14 protein-coding genes are annotated in these 25,020 nt (G+C 35.4%); 1 reads left to right on the top strand and 13 read right to left on the bottom strand.

Annotation, left to right across the window (positions count from 1 at the left end):
• Position 1 precedes the first annotated feature (1 nt).
• The 8 genes from FLB_RS06290 to FLB_RS06325 all read right to left on the bottom strand — a co-directional run bounded on the left by FLB_RS06290 (position 2) and on the right by FLB_RS06325 (position 15,019).
• Positions 2–586 carry an RNA polymerase sigma factor gene (locus FLB_RS06290; RefSeq protein WP_064715105.1) on the bottom strand — a complete coding sequence of 195 codons (585 nt, stop codon included), beginning with the start codon at positions 584–586 and terminating at the stop codon, positions 2–4.
• Between the two features lie 269 nt (positions 587–855).
• Positions 856–1,614, bottom strand: a complete 759-nt coding sequence (locus FLB_RS06295; RefSeq protein ID WP_064715106.1) for a family 16 glycosylhydrolase — start codon at positions 1,612–1,614, stop codon at positions 856–858.
• Positions 1,615–1,818: 204 nt separating this feature from the next.
• On the bottom strand, positions 1,819–4,047 hold the full coding sequence (gene bglX, locus FLB_RS06300) for a beta-glucosidase BglX (RefSeq protein ID WP_231891058.1): 2,229 nt from the start codon (positions 4,045–4,047) through the stop codon (positions 1,819–1,821).
• A gap of 132 nt (positions 4,048–4,179) precedes the next feature.
• Positions 4,180–5,820, bottom strand: a complete 1,641-nt coding sequence (locus FLB_RS06305) for a family 16 glycosylhydrolase (protein ID WP_064715285.1) — start codon at positions 5,818–5,820, stop codon at positions 4,180–4,182.
• Positions 5,821–5,833: 13 nt separating this feature from the next.
• Complete coding sequence (locus FLB_RS06310; RefSeq protein ID WP_064715107.1) at positions 5,834–7,423, bottom strand: hypothetical protein; 1,590 nt, start codon at positions 7,421–7,423, stop codon at positions 5,834–5,836.
• A gap of 12 nt (positions 7,424–7,435) precedes the next feature.
• Positions 7,436–8,914, bottom strand: a complete 1,479-nt coding sequence (locus FLB_RS06315) for a RagB/SusD family nutrient uptake outer membrane protein (RefSeq protein ID WP_064715108.1) — start codon at positions 8,912–8,914, stop codon at positions 7,436–7,438.
• Positions 8,915–8,925: 11 nt separating this feature from the next.
• Positions 8,926–11,970, bottom strand: a complete 3,045-nt coding sequence (locus tag FLB_RS06320) for a SusC/RagA family TonB-linked outer membrane protein (protein WP_064715109.1) — start codon at positions 11,968–11,970, stop codon at positions 8,926–8,928.
• A gap of 241 nt (positions 11,971–12,211) precedes the next feature.
• A complete protein-coding gene (locus tag FLB_RS06325) occupies positions 12,212–15,019 on the bottom strand; it encodes a triple tyrosine motif-containing protein (protein WP_064715110.1) in 2,808 nt (935 codons plus the stop codon).
• Between the two features lie 191 nt (positions 15,020–15,210).
• On the opposite strand from FLB_RS06325, the gene uvrA reads away from it, so the two are divergent.
• Entirely contained in the window at positions 15,211–18,021 is a 2,811-nt protein-coding gene (gene uvrA / locus FLB_RS06330; protein WP_064715111.1) for an excinuclease ABC subunit UvrA, read from the top strand.
• Positions 18,022–18,118: 97 nt separating this feature from the next.
• Here uvrA and FLB_RS06335 read toward each other — a convergent pair whose 3' ends face one another.
• The 5 genes from FLB_RS06335 to FLB_RS06355 form a co-directional block, all read right to left on the bottom strand.
• Positions 18,119–18,415 (bottom strand): hypothetical protein, encoded by a 297-nt coding sequence (locus tag FLB_RS06335; protein ID WP_064715112.1) that lies wholly within the window; start codon positions 18,413–18,415, stop codon positions 18,119–18,121.
• 726 nt (positions 18,416–19,141) lie between these two features.
• On the bottom strand, positions 19,142–20,611 hold the full coding sequence (locus tag FLB_RS06340) for an oligosaccharide flippase family protein (RefSeq protein WP_064715113.1): 1,470 nt from the start codon (positions 20,609–20,611) through the stop codon (positions 19,142–19,144).
• Positions 20,612–20,662: 51 nt separating this feature from the next.
• A complete protein-coding gene (locus FLB_RS06345) occupies positions 20,663–21,961 on the bottom strand; it encodes a glycosyltransferase family 4 protein (protein ID WP_064715114.1) in 1,299 nt (432 codons plus the stop codon).
• A gap of 1 nt (position 21,962) precedes the next feature.
• Complete coding sequence (locus tag FLB_RS06350) at positions 21,963–22,421, bottom strand: hypothetical protein (RefSeq protein ID WP_064715115.1); 459 nt, start codon at positions 22,419–22,421, stop codon at positions 21,963–21,965.
• Positions 22,422–22,566: 145 nt separating this feature from the next.
• Complete coding sequence (locus tag FLB_RS06355; protein ID WP_064715116.1) at positions 22,567–24,984, bottom strand: YfhO family protein; 2,418 nt, start codon at positions 24,982–24,984, stop codon at positions 22,567–22,569.
• Positions 24,985–25,020: the final 36 nt, after the last annotated feature.

Genomic DNA, 25,020 nt, shown 5'->3' on the forward strand with positions numbered 1-25,020 from the left:
GTCAATTCGTTAAAATAATTTGATGTTTGTCGATAACTTTTCTCAAATTAAGCAACGCATAACGCATTCTTCCCAACGCTGTATTGATACTAACTCCTGTAATTTCAGAGATTTCTTTAAAACTCATATCTTGATACATACGCATCATCAACACTTCTTTTTGATCATCGGGTAATTCGTGGATGATGCGACGAAGGTCGATTTCGACTTGAGCGGCAATCAATTGGTTTTCGACAGTCAAAGAATCATCTGACATTATTGAGAAAATTGAAAATTCTTCAGTTTCTCTATAAAGTGGCATTTTTTTGTTTTTTCTAAAATGGTCAATAATTAGATTGTGCGCAATGCGCATCACCCATGGCAAAAATTTACCTTCTTCATTATAAGAAGTAGATTTTAACGTTCGGATTACTTTGATGAATGTATCTTGAAAAATATCATTCGCTACATCGCGATCTGGAATTTTGGAATATATGAATCCAAAAATTTTGGATTCATGGCGTTTGATTAATAGTTCTAGTGCTTTTTCGTTACCAGAAACATACTCTTGAACTAAATACGCGTCGGTGAATTGATTATTAGCCATAGTCTTACCTTTTAGTTTAGTTTTAAATTTGGGGAAATTCTCTAAAAAGTAGTTTTAAACTATAGGCTTTATTGGTTTTGGTTAGTTAATGAACAAATTTAACAAATAATTATCTTAATAAACAAATAAAAAATACAAAAATTAAGAATTATCATTAAATAAATATAAGAAAAAAGCCTGAAATCTTAATAAAAAGATCAGGCTTCCCTCATTCTTCGTTCTTAGATATCACTGTTTTTGGAGTAAAAGTTATTCGTTTAAAAAAATATTTATTGATATACTTTGATATAATCAATATAAAAATAGTCTGGTAGAGCCGCATCGTCTACAATTTGTCCGCCAAAATTACCACCAATCGCCAAATTGGCTAAGAAATAAAACGGTTGATTGTATGGCCAAGTGTTTTCGTTTTTTTCTTTAGGTTGAAAAGTGTAAGTCAATTGATTGTCTACATAAAAAGAAATCTTGTCCTTATCCCAATCGATGGCGTACAAATGATAACCTTTTTCTATATCGGGAACAGTTGTTTTCTTGGTGTTTATGGTGTTTCCGTGACTGTCTTGTGTGTGCAATGAATTGAATAAAACATGTGGTTCGCGGCCTATATACTCTAAAATATCAATTTCTCCACATTTTGGCCATCCTACTTCTTTGAAATTAGAACCTAACATCCAGAAGGCAGGCCACAAACCATTAGCTACAGGTAACTTGGCTCTGATCTCAAATCGCCCGTATTGGAATTCTTTTTTGTTTTTGGTATTGATTCGAGTTGAAGTATATTTACCATCTTCTTTTTTGGCTTTGATGACCAAATTTCCCTTCTCTAAAAAGTGATTCGAATCCGTATACAATTGTCGTTCGTTATTTCCCCAACCGCAATTCGGACAGCCGTCGCCAACTTCTATATTCCAAACTTTTGGGTCTAGCGTCTTTCCGCTAAAGTTCTCCTCCCAAACTAATTTTCGTTGCTTTTGTTGAGCAAAACTGCAACTTACCACTCCTACTATTAGGACTATATACTTTTTCATCCCTGAAAATTTAATTTTTACTTACTGACTCTCAAAAGAGAACTTTTATTACTTTGAAGCGTTGATTTAAACTTGTATTTCAATTTTTTCAGGTATCCTCTCAGGAGAGTATACGTTCGAAGTAAAAAAAACACCATTAAAAATTGATTCATCTTGCAGCAGTAATGAAAACAAAATACAAGTTAAACCAACTACTATTATTATTTAATTATTAAATTGAAAATCTGCTTGTACCGTTTGAGCTGAACTTCCGCCAACAAATACTTTAAAATCGCCAGCTTCAGCTTCCCATTTCGAATTGGCTGTATAGAATTCAATTGTTTTTTCATCAATGGTAAAAACTACTTTTTTAGATTCATTGGGCTGTAATTCTATCATTTCGAATCCTTTCAATTCTAAAACTGGTCGAGTTACACTAGCAAATAAATCCCTAATATACATTTGAACTACTTCTTTTCCAGCAACTTTTCCAGAATTGGTAACTGTAATTGAAACTTCAATTTTACCATTTGTTTTAAATGAAGAAGATGACAACTTCAAATCTGAATAGTCAAATTTGGTATAACTCAATCCGTAGCCAAACGGATAAAGAGGCGTGTGTTTTTCATCGATATAATGCGACCAAAAAACACTTTCTGGTTCGTTTGCGGCTGGTCTTCCTGTATTTTTATGATTATAATAAATAGGAACTTGGGCTACATTTCTAGGAAAGGTCATGGGTAATTTTCCACTTGGATTGTAATCGCCATACAAAACTTGAGCGATTGCGTTTCCGCTTTGTGTTCCTAATTGCCAAGCCTCAACAATTGCTGGAATATGTTCGTCAGCCCAAGGCAAAGCCAACGGACGACCATTATTTAGCACTAAAACAATCTTTGGATTTACGGCATGAACCGCCTCAAGCAATTCTTGTTGCACACCAGGTAAACCAATGTCAGTTCTACTACGCCCTTCTCCAGATTGCAATCCATGTTCTCCAAGCACCATTATCACAACATCGGCATTTTTGGCTACTCTAATTGCTTCCTCAAAACCACTTTTATCTGTAGTATTGATTTTGGTTTCAAAAACAAATTTAGGTTCTCCCAAAGCTACATCAGCGCCTTTGGCATAGGTCAATTGATTGTCTTTGTAGGCTTGTAATCCCTCTAAAACAGAAACAGCAGTATTGTCATCGGCTGCAAGTCGCCAACTACCCAATGGACTTGTTTTATCAGCCGCGAGTGCTCCGATTAACGCTATTTTTTGTCCTGATTTCTTAAGTGGCAAAATCTCATCTTTGTTCTTTAATAATACAATTGATTTTTTGGCCATTTCTAAAACCTGCTGATGAAATTCTGGTTTACCAACAGTAGCTTTTTCATATTCCTCGTTGCAATATTTATAAGGATTATCAAATAATCCTAAAACATATTTGGTTCTCAAAATACGTTTTACAGCTTCATCGATGGTACTTTCTTTTACTTTTCCTTCGCGAACAAGTTGTACCAAATGCTCTACATAAGCACTAGATTCCATATCCATATCCGATCCTGCATTGATAGCCAATTCGGCAGCATGTTTTAAATCTTTTGCGTAGCCATGCACTTGCATTTCCATAATTGATCCCCAATCAGACACCACAAAACCTTGAAATCCCCAATCACCCTTTAGAATTTTTCTTTGCAAATAAGTATTACCCGTTGCAGGAATTCCATCCAATTCGTTGAAAGAGTTCATAAAGGTTCTCACACCAGCATCGACTGCGGCCTTGAAAGGAGGAAAAACGATATTTTGTAAAGTAGACTCACCAATATCTACCGTGTTATAGTCTCTGCCTGCTTCGGAAAAACCGTAGCCTGCAAAATGTTTAGCACAAGCTAAAATGTTTTTATTAGTACTTAAATCACCTTGAAAACCAAGCACTCTAGCCTTTGCGATCAAGCTTCCCAAATAGGTATCTTCGCCAGCACCTTCCATTACTCTACCCCAACGTGCATCTCGAGATATATCTACCATTGGTGCAAACGTCCAATTGATTCCCACTGCTCCAGCCTCTTCAGCAGCCATAGCTGCCGATTGCTGAATGGCTTGTAAGTCCCAACTTGCCGATTCGGCCAACGGAATTGGACTAATGGTCTTATAGCCGTGAATTACGTCAAAACCAAATAGCAAAGGAATACCCAATCGGGTTTGTTCTACGGCAATTTTTTGTAGCGTTCGAACATCCTTTGCTCCTTTTACATTGAGCATCGAACCTACTAAACCTTTCTTTAAATCTTCGTATTTCTTAGCGGCTTGTCCTTCTTTTGGTGAAGGACCAGTAACATCCCAAAAACCATTGTATTGGTTTAACTGTCCAACTTTTTCCTCCAAAGTCATTTTCTTCAATAAAGAAGTAACTTTTTTATCCAAGCTAACTGCGGTGTAAACAGGTTTAGTTTGGGCAGTCATAGAACCGAGATGCAAACCTGCAATAAGTAATGCCATTACAAGTTGTTTTTTGTTTGCTAGTATCATAAGCGCGCTGTTAAAAAAATAGAAGATTGATAATGCATCAATCTTCTATTGGAATTAATTTTTTAATTATTGGTATACTCTAATGTAATCCACTTCCATAGTTGCTTGCGTGAAAGCAGGATCAATTGTTCCTCCAAAAGTTCCGCCCATGGCAACATTTAGTATTAAGAAAAAGTCTTTATTGAAAGGAACAGAATTACTATTTGCAAATGAATGAAATAATTTATCATCTACATAAAACTTTATCGAAGTTGCTGTCCAAATTGTTTTATACACATGAAATTCTGTTGTAGCATTGGCAATTGTTGTAGTATTTGTGTTCGCATTACCTCCAGAATTACCTGGGAAATGTAAAGAACCATGAATCACATTTGGAGAATTTCCTCTATGTTCCATAAAATCGATTTCTCCACAAGCTGGCCAAGTGTTTGTTTTGTAATCTGCTCCTAAAGACCATACTGCAGGCCAAGTTCCTGCACCTGCTGGCAATTTAGCTTTGAATTCAATTTTACCATACTTAAAGGCATACTTATCCTCGGATTTCAAACGGGCTGATGTGTAACTAGAACCTTCTTTTTTAGCTGTGATTTTAAGCACACCTCCTTGTACAACAGCATTTGTCGCACTATTAGTATAGGTTTGAGCTTCATTATTACCCCAGCCGCCAGCACCTAAATCATACCCCCATTTGGTTGCGTCTGGAGCTCCATCTGCGTTGAACTCATCGGAGAATACTAATTTAGTAAAATCGTCTGTAGGTGCTTGACTAGGCTTAGTAGTTGTAAAAGTTTGGTACCAGGCCAAATCAGTATTGTTGGCTTGTACAAAACGAACGGTCATTCTATTATCTGTTATAGAAAGAATTTCGTACTGTGTAGTTCCTACATAATACCCCATGAATCCCCCATCAGAAAAATTCAAAACCGTGCCAGTTATTTTTGAAGCAACATTTGGGTTTTTGGAAATCACAGAAGTAGATGGTGCCAATGAAACAATCTTAGTTCCAGCGGTATTAAATGGTAAACATTGGTCATCTCCACCATTGGTTCCACCACCTACACTTTTGTATGAGTTTTGAAAAAAAGTGTTCCCTTTATTATCCTGTTTGAACTCAATTTTACCATTAACCAAAGCAAAAGTATATTCTCCGTCATAGAAACAAGTAGACGCCTTTTCAAAAGCAGCAGCTTGATACCACTTTGGATAATAATTTTCATCGTTATTAGTACTATTTGGACCAACTCCTAAATGAGCTACTTCATTTGCTGCTATATACCATTTTTTTCCAGCAGCTGTTCCTCCTGTTAGGAAGTTAGTAGATTTTAGGTCATTGAAATTACTGAATACTTTAACTTCTACTACAGTTGAAGAACTAACGCCTCCCTTACCATTAGCGATAACGGTAACATTGTAAGTATTCACTCCAACTGCTGCGAAACCATGTTCCGTAACACCCGAAGGAGATACTTCTGAAAGTCCATCACCAAAAACAAATTTATAGCTGATGGCATTATCGGCTTTTGCCGTAAATTTCACTTTACCTGATCCATCTCCATTAGGAGCCTGTACAGTCTTACCAACGATATCAAACGTTACGACTAAGTTGGTAGGCGTATCCAAAGAGCCGAACTCTACATTATCGTTTTGACAATTGACCATCATAAGGAGGAAAAAAGTCGCTGTTATATATTTTAATATATTTTTCATTTTTTGAATAATTTTAGTTGGATTGTTTGATGTCGTCAAGGTAATACGTAGCTCCCGCACCAGCTACACCAAAATCAGGAAATAAAGCTATTAGATTATAGGTCTTTGAAGCGTCATATTTTCCTGCCAAATCGAAAGTTAACACTTCCCAAGCATTAGCAACTGTAGTAGTTGCAGGAACTTCGAAATTAATTCCTGAATTGGATTTGTCTTCCATTTTGAAAAGAATTTGTGCTCCTACTTTAGGTGACCAAACGGTAATTTTCATTTTTGTTCCTTTTGAGAAATCAATTTTTGTATCTAAAAGTAGTGTTGCACCTGCCCAGGTTTGTGCACCAGATGGTTTTTCCATTTTTAGCACTTTGCTCGAAACATTGCTACCAGAAGGATTTGGATTTGCGATTACAGTCGCTTTATCTTCCATTCCGCCAAAACCAGTCCATGCGTAAGTTAATGAAGTCGATTCAAAATCAATCGGAAATTGTAATAATGCTGATGGCGATTTATAGAAATAAATATTGTCTATAAACACTGAGCCTTTAGCCCATGGCGTTCCAACAAATTTCAATTGAAAAATATCGGCTACTGTCAATCCCTGACTAGTAAAGGCTGAAATTGGAATATCAATACTTGTCCATTGATTGGCTACAAGATCTTTAACCACTGGTTTTTCTCCATTGGTTTTACTGATCAATGAGGTTTCAATTTTAGCCAAATCTGCTGTCCATACATCCATGTGAATGAATTCCATTCCTGATACGTTGATCGATGTTCCATCAGCTAGAGCAATTCCTTGGTAACTCAAATTGATATAATTTAGCATTTTATCGCCATTCAAATCAAATTCAGCCCAACTACTACCCTGACCTGCTTGCCCCCAATCTGGGAAGAAATTAGTTCCAGCCACGTTAGTATATTTTGATCCGTAAAGCGAAATCACATCAGAGGCTTGTCTGCTTGGTGGTGTAGGTGCCGAGGCATTGGGTCTATTTACAACTGTGACTTTAAAATCTGTTGAATATTCTGTAGTTTTTACAGCTGCACTTTTAGAAACCACACGAATTTTATAAACTCCCGCAGCTTGATAGGTATACGAAATCGATTCTCCGTTATTCACCGAAATTGGATCTGGTTTTCCAGCTTCTCCAAAATATACGTCATAAAACAATGCGAAATCGGCAGTTGCTTTTACTGTAACTTTTTTAGAAACCGTCAAATCATTTTCTATAGTAACCACAAGATTTTCTGGTGCTCTAAAGGCCACTACTACTTTTTGGATCACTTCTGTTCTTTTCCCATCTATGGTTGTACCAACAATTTTGGCATCATAAACTCCTTCTTTATAAACATGATCTACAGTACCCCCTGGAGAAACGTATCCTGGAGTAGTTGTCCCATCACCATAAAAAATTTCATAACGAGTAACCCCTTCTCCTTTTGGCAAGAAAGTAACTTTTCCAGTATTATCTTGTGTAACTGTTGTTAAAGCAGCTATATTACTAGGAGCAGCGACACTACTCACATCTATAAGGTCATTTTCGTTAGAGCAGCTTACTCCTAAAATAAGCGCTAACATGCTTAGTATATATACTATTTTTTTCATCGTTTTTATGTTTTAGTATCCAGGGTTTTGTTGCCAATTTCCGTTTGAAAATTGAATTTCTTCAATAGGTAAAGGGAATAATTCGTTTTTATTAGCAGTAAAACCTGGAATTTTCCCAGCTGCTTTACCCGTTCTAACTAGGTCGAAGAAACGGTGTCCTTCTCCCAAAAGTTCCACTCTTCGCTCTGCCAAAATAAAATCTGTCAAAGCAGCTCCAGAAGCAGAAATATCATGATTGGTATCGCCAAAAGCACGACGACGCACTTGATTCAGATACAATCTTGCTTTAGTATCATCAATTCCGCCACGACTATTGGCTTCGGCAGCCATTAAAAGTACATCGGCGTAACGAATGGCTCTGTAGTTGTTAGGATTCGTCAAATTCAAATCTCCAGCTGCATTGGCACTTCTTTTTCTTGGTAAATATTTTCTGTTGAAATATCCTGTGTGTTCGTTTCCTTTACCAAAAGTAGCGCTCGTGCTAGCTGCCCATGCCTCAATGTCTAGAATAGCTACATCTTTTCTACGGTCACCAATTTCGAAAGCACTAGCCGCTTCTTTAGTAGGTACATTAAAACTAAATCCAGAAGAAAAAACACTACCTGAATAGTTTCTAATGCCATTAAAACCAACGGCTACATTTCCTTCGCTACATTGTAAACATCCAAATCCAGCGCCTTCAACATCTGTATATTGTACTTCAAAAACAGATTCGGCGTTGTTTTCACCAGCTTCTTCAAAGATGGAGTTATAATCCGTAACCAATGAATACGTATTAGAGGTAATCACACTTTCTAAAGTACTCGCTGCTTGAGTGAATTTGTTTTGATACAGATACGCTTTTCCAAGTAAGGCTAAAGCTGCTCCTTTGGTAGCACGACCTTTTTGAGAAGGAACTGCGGCCAAATTAGCCGAAGCATAAATCAAATCCGCTTCAATAGAAGCATACACTTCTTGAATGCTGGCTCTTTTGATGGTTTTTTCATCACCAATTTTGAAACGAGCATCCCCTTTCATCGGGATACCGCCAAACCATTTTACCAATTCGAATTGATAGTAAGCACGTAAAAAACGAGCTTCGGCAATAACCTGATTTTTACCTGAAAAATCCGTTTTGTCTTTGAATTCCAAAATATAATTGGCTCTTTGAACACCTGCAAACATCCAATTCCATAAATCACGTAAATTGCTATTTACAGGCGTATGAATCATATCATCTACTTGTTGGAAACCTATCACATCGGTTGGACTTTCTCCGCCAGCTAGCGTATTATCCGAGGCGATTTCACCCAATAAAACATTAACATAAGATGATTGTAACAAATCATAAGCGGCTACTAGCGCTTTATCATAATCATCTTTAGAGTTAAAATAATTTTCCGAGTCTATAGAATAAGCAGGCGAACGATCTACAAAATCATCCGAGCATGAGGTAACTGTAAGTGTAGTTACAAATACAGTTGCTATCGTTAAAAAAAGATACTTTTTCATTGTAATTGCAATTAAAAATTAATGTTTAGTCCAAACAAATAGGTTCTTGGAACAGGATAAAATCCATAATCAATTCCACCTCCAATTGGCGCTCCATTCGACGCTCCTGGATCGTATCCTTTGTATTTAGTGAAGGTGTACAAATTGTTTACACCGGTATAAATTCTGAATTTTGAAATTCCAATTTTTTCAGAAACGGTTGGACTTAAAGTGTATCCTAATTGAACATTTTGAATTCGGATATAAGAAGCATCTTCTACAAAATAATCCGAGAATACACTATTTGAAGTAGCGCCTGTAGTTACTCTTGGGGTTGCGTTGGTAGAACCTTCGCCTGTCCATCGATCTAAAACATAATTTAAGCGGTTGGCATCGGACAAGGTTCTTTCATAATTACGAACCATATCATTCCCCACCGAAGCAAAGGTGTAAATAGCAAAATCTAAATTCTTATAATTCATTTGCATATTGAAACCCATTGTAGCTGTTGGAATTGGATCGCCAATATTAGTTCTATCATTGGCATTTATAATGCCGTCGCCATTGGTATCAACATATCGAATATCGCCTGGGGCCGCATTAGCTCCTAAAGCAATTTGAGAAGGGTGCGCATCGACTTCGGCTTGGTTTTGAAAAATTCCATCTGTTTTGTAACCAAAGAAATATCCAATTGGTTTCCCTACTTCCATTCTTGATGGCGCAGGTTGTCCTACCCCGAAAGATCCACCTTCAATAAATCCAGTTCCATTATCAACAGCCAAAACTTTGTTTTTCAAAAACGTCACATTATACCCTAAACTCAATGAAAAATCATTATCAAAAGTATTTTTATAGTCTATCGAAAATTCAACTCCTGAATTGCGAACGGTACCTGCGTTCAAGGTTGGCGCACCAGCTCCTGGAGCTGCAATGCCATTAATACCCGAAACAGGGATGTTTGGTATTAATAAGTCTTTACGAGTATCGATGAAATAATCTGTCACTATAGATACTTTGTTGTTGAACAATTTCAGATCTAAACCAACATCAAATTTTCTAGCTTCTTCCCATTTCAAATCAGGATTTGGGGTTTGTCCCACTGCCGTTCCGTTTACCAATGCGCCGTTAAACACATAAGTTGCTTCGCCACCTAATAGGCCAACATACCCATTGTTTGGAATTTGGTCATTACCCAAAGTACCATAACTTGCTCTTAGCTTCATAAAATTAAGCGTCTTGGATTCTCCATAAAAAGGTTCATCTGAAACAATCCAACCGGCTGTGAATGAAGGAAAATATCCTACTCGGTTGTTGGGTCCAAATTTTGTTGAAGCATCACGTCGTAACATGGCCGATAGTAAGTATCTTCCTTTAAAATCGTATTGCAATCTTCCAAAGTAAGACAGCCTTCTTTCGTCATAAACATAAGAACTGTTAGTTTTAGCATCTAATGTACCAGTGGTCAATGAGATGTCGGCAAAGTCCCAAGAATTATTTGGCACGTCATAACCTGTGGCATAAAGTCCATTGCCCCATTCTTTGAAAATGGTGTTTCCAATAGTGCCCACAAAACTGTGGTTTTCTCCAATTTTTTTGGTGTAAGTTCCAAAAATATCGAAAGAGTAATTGTTGTCATTCACCGTTCCTTGAGTAACAGAGCTGCGTTGTACATCAAAAACTTTTCCTCCATAATTTACTTGTTTGGCGAAAATTTTGGATTCACTATTAGAAGTATTAAAACCAATGGTACTTGAAAGCACAAAACCATCAAACAGTTTATAATCTAATCCGAAATTACCGTTCAATTTCTTATAATTATAATCGTTATAAGTATTGTCTATTTGAGCTAGTGGGTTAATGATTTCAGTCCCTAAACCAGTTGTACTTGGTACTAAAGTATAGTTACCATTTGTATCATACGGATTTAGAGTAGCTGGAGCATTCAAAGCATTAAACAAGACAGAACCCAATCCGTTTTCATTTAATGTTTTTCTATTAAAATAAGTATAGATAACATTGGTTTTTAATTTCAATTTATCACTCAAATCCGCACCTAAAGACACTCTTGCCGTGTTTCTTAAAAATCCCGATTTATCAGTGCCAACAATCCCTTCTTGATCCAAATGCGAACCACTTACAGCATAAGTTACTTTATCAGATCCACCTGAAATTGAAATATCATGATTAATGATAGGAACTCCAGTGCTGAATACTTCTTTCTGCCAATTGGTTCCTTTCCCTAAACCTGAAACATTTGGATAAGGAATAGTTTGACCGCCATTAGCATAACTTTCGTTCAATAACAAAGCATATTCTGTAGCATTTAACGTAGGCAAAGTTCTTGTAGTTTCTTGAAAACCTACATAAGTGTTGAAATTTATTTTTGTTTTGGCGTTCTTTTTTCCTGATTTAGTAGTGATCAAAATCACGCCATTAGCACCAATGGTTCCGTAGATAGCCGCTTGTGCATCTTTCAAAACAGTGATCGTTTCGATATCATTAGGATTGAGCAGTCCTAATTCTCCAACATAACCATCAATAATAGTGGTAGGTCTATTTTCACCATTAGTGGCAATTCCACGAATTCGGATGTCTAAAGCTGCACCCGGTGAACCCGACTGAGTCGTAACATTTACACCAGAAACTGTTCCTTGAAGTGCTTGTTCTACTTTTACTGGCTTGATAACATCCAAAGCTTTGGCATCTAGAACCGAAACAGCTCCCGTTACCTCCCTTTTCTTTTGGCTACCGTAACCAATCACCACTACTTCTTTTAAAGCACTGGATTCTTCTTCCATTTTTATGGTTAGATTTTGATTCCCTTTAACTGTGAGCTGAGTATCTTTATACCCTACATAACTAAAGAGCAGCACAGCATTTTCAGCTACTTTGGCTAATTTAAAGCCGCCATCAAAGTCGGTCGACACAGATTGCGAACCATTTTTTACCCTCACGTTTACTCCCGGAAGTGAGGTTCCGGTTTTGGCATCGATTACCTTTCCAATGATTTCATTCGTTTGTGCATACCCTAAAGAGGCCAGCAAAATGAATGCAATTAATACTAGTTTAGATTTCATAACATTTTGGTTTTGTATTGAATTCTAAAATTACTGTAACTACAACGTGATAGTTTAAAAAGAACCTCTACAAAAAATATACAATTCAAAAAAAGTTTTATTTATTTAAACAAACCCTAAAAAAACAGCATAATTATTACGAAAATAGCACAGCCAAAACCGTTTAACAAAAACAAAAAAAACCACAACAATTACAAATGTTGTGGTAATGTATAGGAGATTAATGATTATTTTGAAAAAACTATACGGTAAGAATATATTCTACCAAGCCTTGTTCATGTGTTAAATCCATTTTTTTGCGTAATCGATATCTTTTTATCTCTACACTTCTTACCGAAATATTCAGCAAGGGGGCAATTTCTTTAGACGAAAGATTCATTCTTAAATAGGCACATAACCTCAAATCATTTGGAGTTAATGACGGGTGTATTTGTTTTACGCGTTTGAGAAAATCTTTATCAACACTATCAAATGCTTCGCGGAAAACTTTCCAAGAATCCTCTTCGGTAATATTTTTATTGATCGTTGATATCACTGATTTTATATTTGAAGTATCACTCGGAGCGGTTTTCTTTAAATCTTCTTTGATAAAAGCCAACAACTCGTTTTTACTATTCAAACTCATAGTCGAAACAGCCAATTCTCGGCTCTTAGAATCAACATCTTGTGACAATTGCTCGTTTCGTAATCGCATTAATTCTTGTTCGTTTTCGAGCTCTTTGATCTCAAGCAAAAGGTTATTCTCTTCGATGAGCTTGGCTTCCTGTTTTTCATAATAATTCTGATACGCCTTGTGAATATAAAATACCAAAACAACAAATAATATGAGATAAACGAATACAGCCAAATTGGTCAGATACCAAGGCTTTAAAACCGTAAAAGAATAACTTGCTGTATTTTCTAACAAGGAATTAGAAAATTTTGCTCTTACCTTAAACACATAATTTCCTGGAGGTAAATTTTTGAAATTAATGGCCGATTTTGAACTCCATGTACTCCACTTTTCTTGAAAGCCTTCCAATAAAAACTGATATTCAGCATTGATATACTTATTGTATTCGGGCACGGTAAAATTAAATGCGATGTTGTTTTGTTCATAATTGAATTTTCCATCCTCTGGAATTGCGTAATTATATGAACCCTCATTCAATCGATTCACGGCAATATTAGTAATGGCTACTTTGTAATTTTTAAAACTCAAATCATTCAAATTCAAGGTATAATAACCATCTGCCGTACCAATAAGAAAAACAGCATTAGACAACTGCGTACAATTCTCATACCCCAACATCGAATTCGTCAATGAAGCTGGAATTGGAATGACATTATCCTTCAACTGATTGCTCAATTTACTCAAAGACAAATAATGGATATAGTTCTTGGTAAACAACCACAATCTATTGGAATTGTCAACAATCATTTGTCCTGAAGTATATTCTTCTTTGCTAAAAATAGTGCTCAAAAACGGATCTTTGATAAATTTCTTGGTTGAAGGATTTAACTTGAAAATTCCTTCTTTATAAGCATAATAAATGGCGCCATTGAATTGAGTCAAACTAGCGTTTTTTCCTTTTTGGGGAGAAGTGTAGGTATAAAAAGGAGCTGTTTTTGTCAACTCTTTATTTAATTGCAATCGAAAAACACCTTTGTATTCATGGCTTATATACACTTCAAGTTGTTTTGTGATTTCAAAACTTTTAGCCGAATAATCAAATCCAGCTATTTTGTTTTTAAAAACCCATTGATTATTTACCTTTTGCAAAACAGAAATTCCGTAATAATTTCCTTGTATAAGTAGATCTTTTCTGTTAGGAACTGGGCAAAACTTCCAAGTTCCAGAACTTTTAAAAATAGGTATCGCGATTGCACCTTGAACTAAAAAACTTCCAGAATCATGACCACAGAAGAGTTCTCCATTCCATTCAAACAAAGACCATACTTGCCCTTTCGTTCCGTTTATAAATTTAAAATCCTCATTCGAGTCATATTTTTTATAAAAAAGGCCTTGATTCGTGCCCACATAAAGCTTTCCATCAATAAGTTTTGTGGCGTAAATAGTTCCCAAAACCCCTGAATTATCTGTAAAACTCTTAATGGGAGATTGCAAATTGATGCAATTGATGCCATTGTCTAAACCAATCCATAAATTTTTATCAAAATCTTCAAACAAGGACAAAACAGTATTATTGCTCAATCCTTTGCTTTGATAAATATGATGTTTAAGCTTTCCATGCGTATCGATAATAAAAACACCATTAGAAACGGTACCTACTGCAAAACTCCCATTGGATAATTGCTGACTGTTGTAAATAGTATTCGCAATTAACTGGTCATCTACTTCTGTTATAAATCGAGAAACTTTATTTTGAATCAAAGTATAAAAACCATTCCATTGCGTTTGTATCAAAAGTCCTTGATCGATAGCAAATACATTGATGATTTTATTGTTTTTGAGTATCGGATCATTAGAAACCAAACTTTCTTTTCCGCTTACGATCTCAAATAATCCATTCGAAACCGTTTGATAGTAAATTGCATTGGGCGTTCGATAGGATTTCAAAATGCCACTTTTAGGCGCAATAACTTTAAACGAATCTTTTTTGGAATCATAAATGAAAATCTTGTTCAACGACTGAAAAATAATCCATTGATCATAATTCAGTATATTCCAAAACTGCTCATCGTCCTGAATTTTGCTTTTAATTTTTTTGCTTAATGAAGTATATTGTAATTGTCCATTTTTTTGGCGTACCCAATACCCAAACTCCATGTAACAGCCCGTGTAAATTCGCTGTCCAATCACTTTTACCGAACGAATTATCGTTTCGTTGGGCGAAGGATATAAATCCCATTTGGAGCCATCAAAAGTGAGTAAACCTTCGTTATTGGCAAAATACAAATATTGATTTTGATCCTGAGAGATCATCCAATTTTGGTTACCAGCTCCGTAAGTATTGGGAGCATATTTTACAATTGGTGGAAGTTCTTGAGCTAAAAAATTGAAAACTGAAAATAAAGCTACGAGTAAAAAAGTTTTTTGTAATCGCATGAGTTGAATGTTTATGTAAAACTATAACTTAATATTATAAATTCTAAATAAATCAGCAGAAACAAAAGGAATTAGCAACAAAAAACAATTAAAAACAAGGATTTTACAAGACCAAGTAGACAAAAATTGTGATTCGTTTAACCTTCACAAACAGGGCAAAATTGATTACTTTTGTGCAAATTCATTTTATTATGTCGATTGACCTTTCTACATTAGACCCCAAACAAAATATAATAATCAAAGGCGCACAGGTTCACAATCTAAAAAACGTGGATGTTGTCATTCCTAGAAACAAATTGGTAGTAATTACCGGACTTTCGGGCTCTGGAAAATCAAGTTTGGCTTTTGATACCCTTTATGCCGAGGGGCAACGTCGCTATGTAGAAAGCTTGTCATCCTATGCACGGCAATTCTTAGGCCGTTTGGATAAACCAAAAGTAGAATATATCAAAGGTATTGCTCCAGCCATTGCCATCGAACAAAAAGTAAACACGACCAATGCGCGCTCTACAGTGGGTACTTCAACAGAAATCTATGATTACATCAAGTTATTGTATGCGCGAATTGGACGTACCTACTCTCCTGTTTCTGGCCAAGAAGTAAAGAAAAATACCGTAACCGATGTGGTCAATGTTGTAAAAACCTTAGCTTTGGATAGCAAATGGCTGCTTTTGGCACCTCTTCATGTAGAAGAAGGTCGAAAACTACAAGATAAATTAAAAATACTACAGCAACAAGGTTTTGCAAGAGTACTTGTCGATCACGAAATGCTTCGTTTAGATGATTTTATTGCTTCTATTTTGGACAAAAAAGACAAAGAGATAGAAAAACTGACTATCGAACTCATCATTGATCGTATTGTGGTTAAAACCGAAGAAGAATTCTACAATCGTTTGGCCGATGCCGTTCAAACCGCTTTTTATGAAGGAAAAGGAACCTGTTTTCTACAAGAACTTAACGAAAAAAATAGATTTAGCTTCTCGAATAATTTTGAGTTAGATGGTATTGCATTTCTAGAACCCAACGTTCATTTATTTAGCTTCAATAATCCTTATGGAGCTTGTCCGGCTTGTGAAGGCTACGGAAACATTATTGGTATCGATCCAGAACTCGTAGTTCCGAACACGACGCTTTCGGTATTTGAAAATGCCATCTATCCTTGGCGTGGCGAAAGCATGAGTTGGTTTAGAGATGAACTAGTCAATGCTGCCTACAAATTTGATTTTCCGATTCACAAACCCTATTTTCAGTTAACTGATGAACAAAAGGAACTCATTTGGACAGGAAATCAATACTTTCAAGGACTGCATGATTTCTTTAAAGAGTTAGAAGAAAAAAATTACAAAATACAAAATCGCGTGTTGCTCTCGCGTTATCGTGGTAAAACCAAATGTCCGAGTTGCAAAGGAAAACGCCTTCGTCCAGAAGCATCCTATGTCAAAATAAACCACAAGACTGTATCTGATCTTGTAGACTTACCAATTAAGAATCTAGTAGATTTCTTCAAAAAAATTGAATTGGATGAATATGAAAAACAAATCGCTAAGCGTTTATTGATTGAAATAAATAATCGACTATCCTTTTTGACAGAAGTAGGATTGGATTATTTGACCTTAAACCGAAATTCAGCCACTTTATCGGGTGGAGAATCACAACGCATTAACTTAGCCACTTCACTCGGAAGTAGTTTGGTAGGATCGATGTATATTTTGGATGAACCGAGTATTGGTTTGCACCCAAAAGACACCGAACGCTTAATCAATGTCTTACTTTCGTTACGAAATTTAGGCAATACCGTAATTGTGGTCGAGCATGACGAAGATATCATGAAAGCCGCTGACATGATTATTGACATTGGTCCAGAAGCCGGTACTTTGGGCGGAAATTTGGTCGCACAAGGGACTTTCGAAGAAATCCTAAAAGCGGATTCCTTGACCGCAAATTATTTGAGTGGCACCAAAACTATTGCAACTCCTAAAAAAAGACGTCCCTATAAAAATTACATCGAAATCATTGGCGCTAGAGAAAACAATTTACAAAATATCGATGTTGTTTTTCCTTTGGATATACTTACGGTTATTACTGGCGTTTCTGGTAGCGGAAAAAGTACTTTAATCAAGAAAATACTATTTCCAGCCATGCAAAAAAAACTGGAAAACGTAGGTGAAAAAGCAGGACAATTTACTGAAATGAAAGGCTCTTTTTCGCATATCAAACATATTGAATATGTAGATCAAAATCCGATAGGAAGAAGTTCCCGTTCGAATCCTGTAACCTACATCAAAGCCTATGATGACATCAGAGATTTGTTTGCCAAAGAAAAACTATCCAAAGTAAGAGGCTATCAAGCCAAACATTTTTCGTTTAATGTGGACGGCGGCCGATGCGAAACCTGTAAAGGAGAAGGGACTATCAATGTTGAGATGGTTTTCATGGCCGATGTGCAATTGCCTTGTGAAACCTGCAATGGAAAACGCTTTAAAAAAGAAATTCTAGAAGTTACCTTTGAAGAAAAGAACATTCACGACATCCTCACTATGACCATTGATGATGCTATTGCATTTTTTACAAAACATAAACAAAATAAAATTATTCAAAAATTACAGCCTTTGCAAGACGTTGGTTTGGGATATGTGCAGTTAGGACAATCATCGTCAACGCTTTCTGGTGGCGAAGCGCAGCGTATTAAACTGGCTTCGTTTTTAGTGAAAGGAGTAACTAAAGAAAAAGCATTATTTGTATTTGATGAACCTACCACAGGACTTCATTTTCATGATATTAAAAAATTACTCGCTTCATTTGACGCTTTGATTGAAAAAGGACATTCTATACTTGTTATAGAACACAATCTTGATTTGATAAAATGTGCCGATTGGATTATTGATTTAGGACCTGAGGGAGGAGAAAATGGAGGTAAACTCTTAGCTGTTGGAACACCAGAAGAAGTAGTCAAAAATAAAAATTCAGTTACGGCCAAATACCTTAAAGAAAAACTGAACTAGTCTAAACAAAATGGTATTCTAGAAAAATAGCCCCGAAAACTGTATTAAACTACATGAATTCGCGGCTATTTTTTTTTAAGAAAGTGATGTCTTGCAACTACCCCATATAACAATTTTCTTGAAAAACGTTTCCGTCTTCATCAAGACCAACAACGATTTTCTTTGCTTTTGAAATATGGCTCAAATAAAGCCATACAATAGACCAAGCGCCTAATGTTACACAAGATAATTTAAAATTTAATTTGTGATTGACTCTTTTGGGTTTTTTGGATAAAACTGCAAAAGGTAAAGCATCATTTCGTTCCTCTAAAATAAATCCCTCTTCTAATTTAGAGTTGATGGATTTTGTAAAAATGGTTAAATCTTCTTGGTTTAAAGATTGGTTATATTTCATGCTATTTTAGTTTTTAAAGATTAAAATCCAATACATACATTAGATATTAATTTTTTACAAATTTACCTTAGTTAAATAGCATGTACAATACCCACTTTTAGTGATATTTCATATAAAAAAATAACACACACTTAAAGTACTAATAATCAGAATTTTAAAAAAAAATTTAACGTTAAAAAACTAGATAAAAGGCACTAAAAATCGATAAAAAGCTAAATAAATTTAGCAAAAAAAAAGCTAATTTTAAGCTATTTCTGAATAATCTCATAATTACCTACTTAAAAAAAACAACTACCTGAAAATCAGACAACAAATAAGCTCAAAAATCTTGCTGTAATTAGCTTACCAAAAGATTACCGAAAACAAGGACATAATCTAAATGTCTGCTTCATTAAAACACTTTTGAATGTTTTGATGAAATGAAGGTTAGCGATTTTTTGTTTTTACGTCTTTGGTAAAAGCTTTACGGAATATTTGTATAGACTTCGCTATTCGATTTTTTTTAAATGAAAACAAAAAAGCAACAATGCTTCCCTTTAGCCCCGACAGCAGCGGCATCCTTTGCTTTTTTTCTTTAAAAAGCAAAGATATAGCGGATGGCGGGACGATGTGACCAAAAATGCTTTGGATTGCTGCTCCGAAAAATAATTTTCTATGAGCAATAATTCTTTAGCTTAAAAACAGCACACTCTATACGCGAGTATCTATATTTCAATGGTGTATCTATTACTTTTTTAGTTTTAATTTAATAAAAAGCGTATCGATAGCCTGATTGATTTCGGGAGAAATAACCATTTTGTAGTTGATATAAACATAAATTATGGTGAGCAACATCGATTTTAACGTGATCCCAATTAAAGGATGAAATGGAAATTGCCAAAAGTAAAAAAGAAGCAAAAGAACGAATGTAATTCCTATAGAAACCATGGTTTGTTTACTAAATGGATAGAGATGCATACGTTTTACTACAAAAAGAAGCTTGGCAACACTATATACTGTGATGGACAAAAGTGTCGCAAAGGCAGAACCGATTATTCCATATAAAGGGATAAAAATCCAATTGAGTAAAAAGGTTAATAACGCTAACATTACCCCCAAAAACAAGACCATACGATAGTACTTTGAATTGAAAATAATGGCATTGTTATTCCCTAAAATTAAATCGAAATATTTAGAGAGTCCAATCATAAAAACGACCATAATTCCGCCAGCGTATTCCTTTGGCAACAATTCATACAACTGATTGATGTTTACAAAGATGCACAACATTACGAATCCACCAACCATTTGCAAATTGATAGAGGTTTTTTTGTACAAAATATTCAAATCGTCGTATTTGTTTTCATGCATTAATTTGGCCGTAATAGGGTACACTATTTGGTGCATGGCGCGACTGGGCACAGAAATCACCAAAGCAATATATGTGGCTACCGAGTAAAAGGCAATATTCCCGATATCCATATACTGATTCAGCATGATTTTGTCTCCATCTAATAAAAGATTAGCGACACTCCCAGATAAAATGATATAAAATGAGTATTCAACAATCCCTTTTACATTCTCTGGAATAGCAATTTGAAAAACAGGTTTTTTAATTCGGAAAGCATAAAACATGGTGACCAAAAAAGCTACAAAATAGATTCCAGCGGTAAGATAAATAAATTGCACCGCAGTTATCCACTTGAAGTACATAGCTAAAAGAGAGAACAAAGAAAATAGTCGCAAACCCACTTCTTTGATAAAATTACCAAAAACTGAATGCATGTGTACTCTTGCCCAAGCATAGAATATTTCGAAATAAGCCATACATAATCCGATGAAAGGGATCAACCAAATGTAGTTTTGAACAATAGGATTTTTCTTAGTAACAAAAAACAAAATTTCATCATAAAAAAACAGACCAATCAAAAGCATTGGAATACTCAATAGCAAGGGAAACAAAACGGTAAAAGACAAAAACTGATTTCTTTCCTCCTCAGTTTTGCACTGCGAATAAAACTTTACTAAGGTATTTTGCATTCCAATGGCGAATAAGGGCATTAATACATTAGCACAAGACAAAATGTAATTGGACAATCCGTAGAACGTTTTACCTAAAATTGGTGGAAATAAAAACAGGGTACTTATTCCTCCAATTCCAAAACCGATATAAGTAATTATAGTATTCTTTAGTGATTGATTTAAAACTATGCCCATTATTCGAAGGTAGAATTTAGAAGTTAGAGGTTTGAAGTTACTTTTTTGAGGTTAAAAGTTAGAAGTTAAAAGAGTAGCTAATTCTTTGGTTAAACTCTTTCTGGAATATTTTTGCAAACCTACGGGATTTGATTGTAATTTTCCTTCCAAAAATTGTTGATGGTAGGCTAAAATGGTAGCTTTCAATTGCTGTTTTTTATCATATTCAAAAAACACTCCTGTATTCGTACTAGTGATAATCTCAGCAAAATCAGAGTCCTTGGGTCCAATAGCAAGAATTGGCCTTCCAGAAACCATATATTCGAAAAGTTTCCCCGGAATGATGCTTTTGGTATCTTCAGAATCAATTTCGATTAACAATAAAACTTGTGATTTACGTTGATGCGCTACCGCTGTATCGTGCGATACATAGCCCAAATTATTCAAATAGTCATTGAGTCCAAATCGGCTAATCGTATCAAGCACTTCCTGACTCACGGCGCCCATCAATTTAATCTCAAGCTGATTTTTAAATTCGGGGATTTCGGCAAGTAAGTCTACTAAACTCTCCCAAAGAATCAATGGGTTGCGTTCGGATAAAAACGAACCAATATGTGCCAAAGTGAATTTGGTATCTAACGTCTGTGGCGCAACATTTTCTGTGTCATACCCATTCGTAATAACTTCAATGGGTTTTGAAGTGATGGCTTGAAACTCCGTTTTAGTCGTTTTGCTAGTTACAATAATCGTGTCAGCAGCATTGAGTACTTGACGTTCTAATTTTTTATGCTTTTTGGCAGCATAACTAGACAACCGTAAGGCTTTGTGATAGCCAATAGTCGTCCAAGGGTCACGAAAATCGGCAAACCATTTGACGTTTACTTTTTTTTGCAACTCTAGACCAATCAAGTGCAAACTGTGCGGTGGACCAGAAGTAACGATAGTGTCAATATTATTTTCAGCAATGTATTTTTCTAAATAAGCAACAGAAGGTTTCACCCAAAAAACACGGGCATCTGGAATGAACAAATTGCCACGTATCCACAATAAAAACGCTTCCAAAAAGGATTGTTTTTTTTGATTAGGAATAATTCCTGAACTTATTTTTTTGGTTTTATTTTTAGAAAAAAAGGAAGCCAATTGATAGGGTTCAAAAATGCTTTTTTTCAAAACAATGGCTTGCTGCGACACTTCTTTTTCTAAATGAGCATCGACTATAGGATAGGTTGGATTTTCTGGAATATAAACAATCGGTTGAATCTCAAAATCGGGTAAATATTTGACAAACTTCAACCAACGTTGCACACCAGGTCCACCGGCTGGCGGCCAATAATAAGTGATAATTAAGAGTTTTTTGATATCTTTCTTCAAGTTATTTGTTATTCAATTTATTTAATTCCTCAATATCCAATTGATCCTTTAATCGATTGGTCGCTTTTTTTGCCAGTATCAAACTATCATAATCAATGAAATACACAGGAACTTCGTTTAAATAAACAATTGTAGCATTTTGAAGTAGTTCATCAAAATTTGCATTTTCCAATCCCTTAATTGATGTCATTACATCCAAACGCAAATCATACGAAATTGTAAAATCTGTATATCCTGCTACAAATTGCATTGTTTCAATTTGAGGAAAGTCTCCTATTCCAATTTGTTTAAAAGCGGCTCTTAGGTTGATTCTGTTTTCAGTAGTATCTTCTAATAGAATATCAATATCACCAGTGTTTCTTGTATAGCCATAAATATTTACAGCAAGACCTCCAATAGTTAGATAACGAACATTTTTTTCGTTGAATATTGTCCAAATATTTACAATTTCTGGAAGCATTATTTTTTCTGTATCACTCTTGGTGCGTGTTTTAAAGCATATGAAAGTTCAACTAATGACATAAATCGTTCCAATCGCTCCAAATATATTTTTTGCAATTCAACCTTTTTTGCATCAATTTTAGCATTAGTTTTCATCTCTCTCTTTATTCGACTTTCTTGATTTTTTTTCGCTCAACATAAATCCCTCCTACCAAAAGCAATAGCATTGCAATAGAACTCACCAAAGCAATAGTACTTCCCGTTTGTACTACTTCTGGCTCGAATTTGAATTCTACTTTATATTTTCCAGCTGGAATTTCAATAGCTCTCAAAACATAATCTACTCTGTAAATTGGCGTTTCTTTACCATCAACGTAGGCTTTCCAACCTTTAGCATAATACATTTCAGAAAACACGGCTAAACCAGCATTAGCATTAGTTGAAGTATACGTTAAGTGATTTGGTTTGTAGGCATCCAAAGTAATTACCGCTGAAGCATCTTTTACAAAACTTTTATTTGAAATAGTAAACTCTTTTGTATTGACAATTGCCACATTTTTAGAATCAAATTTATCTAACGCTTTCATCTCCTCATCGGCAGAAGAAACTGCTTTTATTTGACTTACAAACCAAGCATTGCCATTCGCATTCGGATTAACGGTTGGAAATTCTTTGCCTTCTTTATCGGTTTGAATGATGTATTTTACATTTAAAAAATCTAAAACCTCAATATTATTTTTAGCGATTTGGTAATCGAATAACTGCTGAATTCTTCTAGGCTTAGCCGCGTGATAACCTCCCAAAGATTTATGAAAATAGGAAGCTCTTGCACTCGATAAATTTCCACTTACCTCAAAAACTCTGTAGTTCGATACATCTTTTAAAATCTGAATATCAGCAGGAGTTTCTTGAAATGGAGCTGCCACTTCTCGACCATTCATAAAATCTTTTCCTGAAACATATTTTTTATCCACGAAGAAAAGATCAAAAATCATCAAAACACCAACAATAATTATAGCGGTATTTTGTGCCAATCTTTTTTGAGTATAAAACCACAATACAGCTGCAATTAACACTATAAAAAAGGTAGAACGCAACAAATCCGCAGTGTATAAACTCATACGATCTGCTTTTAGCGCGTCTACAAATCCAGGACCATAGTTTTGCAAATACAATCCATCGCTGCTACCTGCATAACTCCACGCGCCTTTGCTCACAAAAAGAATGAGCATAACTCCCAAACCAAACAATGCTGTATGCAAAATTCCTTTAGTTTGTTGTGGTTTTTCCAAAGTAAAAAAGGCTTGTAATCCCATAATAGCCAAAACAGGGAAACACAATTCGAGGATGACCTGAATAGACGAAACGGCTCTAAACTTATCATACATCGGAATGTAATCAATGAAGAAATCTGTCAATAAAGAAAAGTTTTTTCCCCAAGATAGGACTAACGCAAACATAGCACCTCCAAAGAAGACGTATTTTATTTTTCTTTTATCAATAAATAGTGCTAAAATTGCCAAAAAGAAAACCACTACTCCAATATACGCTGGTGCAGCCACAATTGGTTGATCTCCCCAATACGTTGGTAATCCATTAGTAAAATCGGCCGCTTGATCTTCAGGGACACCTTGACCCACCATAAATTCATACATAGCGCTGTCTTTTCCAAGGGCTTCACTATTGGAACCACCAAAAATTCTTGGAGCAATCAAATTGAAACTCTCCATGATGCCATAGCTATATTCCGTAATATAATCACGAGATAAAGCTATATCTTCTGTTTTCTTTGATCCATCTGGATTGAACGTCAATTCACTTTTCCCTCGAGTACTAAAAGCAGCATATTCTGAAGTAGCTAGTAAATTGGTCGCATTTGCCCCAATCGCCAAAATTCCTGCAATAGCTAATATTCCAAAGCTTTTGGCTAAATCTTTGTATTGTTTTTCTTTGATGGCTTGATACGAATAATACCCCACCAAAATCAATAATAACAACAACAAATAATAGGTCATTTGAAAGTGATTCGCATTAATTTCTAATGCTGTAGCAAATAAAGTAACCAAACCACCTAGAATATATTTACGCTGAAAAACAAGTATAAAACCTGCAATTACCATTGGCATATATCCAATAGCGTGGGCTTTGGCATTGTGCCCCACTCCCAAAATAATAATCAAATAAGTAGAAAACCCAAAGGCAATCGCACCAAAAAAGGCTTTTAACGGATCGATTTTCAAGACCAACAAAAGACCATAGAATCCTAAAAAGTATAAGAATAAATAATCGGCTGGTCGAGGTAAGAATCGGATAGCATCATCTAAAGCGCCAATGTAATCATGAGGGTATTTTGCCCCTAATTGATAGGTAGGCATTCCTCCAAAAGCAGCATTTGTCCAATAAGGTTCTTGATGTTCGATGGCTCTAAAGTCGTTTTGCTCTTTGGCCATCCCAGTAAACTGAGCAATATCGGACTGGAAAATTTGTTTTCCTTGTAGAACAGGATAAAAATAAATTAAAGAAATAACTACAAAACCTAGAATAGCTAATGCGTGCGGATAGAATTTATTTATAACTTTCAATGGATTCAGATTTGAATTAGATTAAAAAATGGGCTT

The organism is Flavobacterium succinicans (assembly GCF_001662485.1).
GTDB lineage: Bacteria > Bacteroidota > Bacteroidia > Flavobacteriales > Flavobacteriaceae > Flavobacterium > Flavobacterium succinicans_A.

Excerpts from the sequence above, each read along its gene's own strand:
- FLB_RS06290 (WP_064715105.1), bottom strand. The coding sequence starts at position 586 with ATGGCTAATAATCAATTCACCGACGCGTATTTAGTTCAAGAGTATGTT.
- FLB_RS06295 (WP_064715106.1), bottom strand. The coding sequence starts at position 1,614 with ATGAAAAAGTATATAGTCCTAATAGTAGGAGTGGTAAGTTGCAGTTTT.
- bglX (WP_231891058.1), bottom strand. The coding sequence starts at position 4,047 with ATGACTGCCCAAACTAAACCTGTTTACACCGCAGTTAGCTTGGATAAA.
- FLB_RS06305 (WP_064715285.1), bottom strand. The coding sequence starts at position 5,820 with ATGAAAAATATATTAAAATATATAACAGCGACTTTTTTCCTCCTTATG.
- FLB_RS06310 (WP_064715107.1), bottom strand. The coding sequence starts at position 7,423 with ATGAAAAAAATAGTATATATACTAAGCATGTTAGCGCTTATTTTAGGA.
- FLB_RS06315 (WP_064715108.1), bottom strand. The coding sequence starts at position 8,914 with ATGAAAAAGTATCTTTTTTTAACGATAGCAACTGTATTTGTAACTACA.
- FLB_RS06320 (WP_064715109.1), bottom strand. The coding sequence starts at position 11,970 with ATGAAATCTAAACTAGTATTAATTGCATTCATTTTGCTGGCCTCTTTA.
- FLB_RS06325 (WP_064715110.1), bottom strand. The coding sequence starts at position 15,019 with ATGCGATTACAAAAAACTTTTTTACTCGTAGCTTTATTTTCAGTTTTC.
- uvrA (WP_064715111.1), top strand. The coding sequence starts at position 15,211 with ATGTCGATTGACCTTTCTACATTAGACCCCAAACAAAATATAATAATC.
- FLB_RS06335 (WP_064715112.1), bottom strand. The coding sequence starts at position 18,415 with ATGAAATATAACCAATCTTTAAACCAAGAAGATTTAACCATTTTTACA.
- FLB_RS06340 (WP_064715113.1), bottom strand. The coding sequence starts at position 20,611 with ATGGGCATAGTTTTAAATCAATCACTAAAGAATACTATAATTACTTAT.
- FLB_RS06350 (WP_064715115.1), bottom strand. The coding sequence starts at position 22,421 with ATGCTTCCAGAAATTGTAAATATTTGGACAATATTCAACGAAAAAAAT.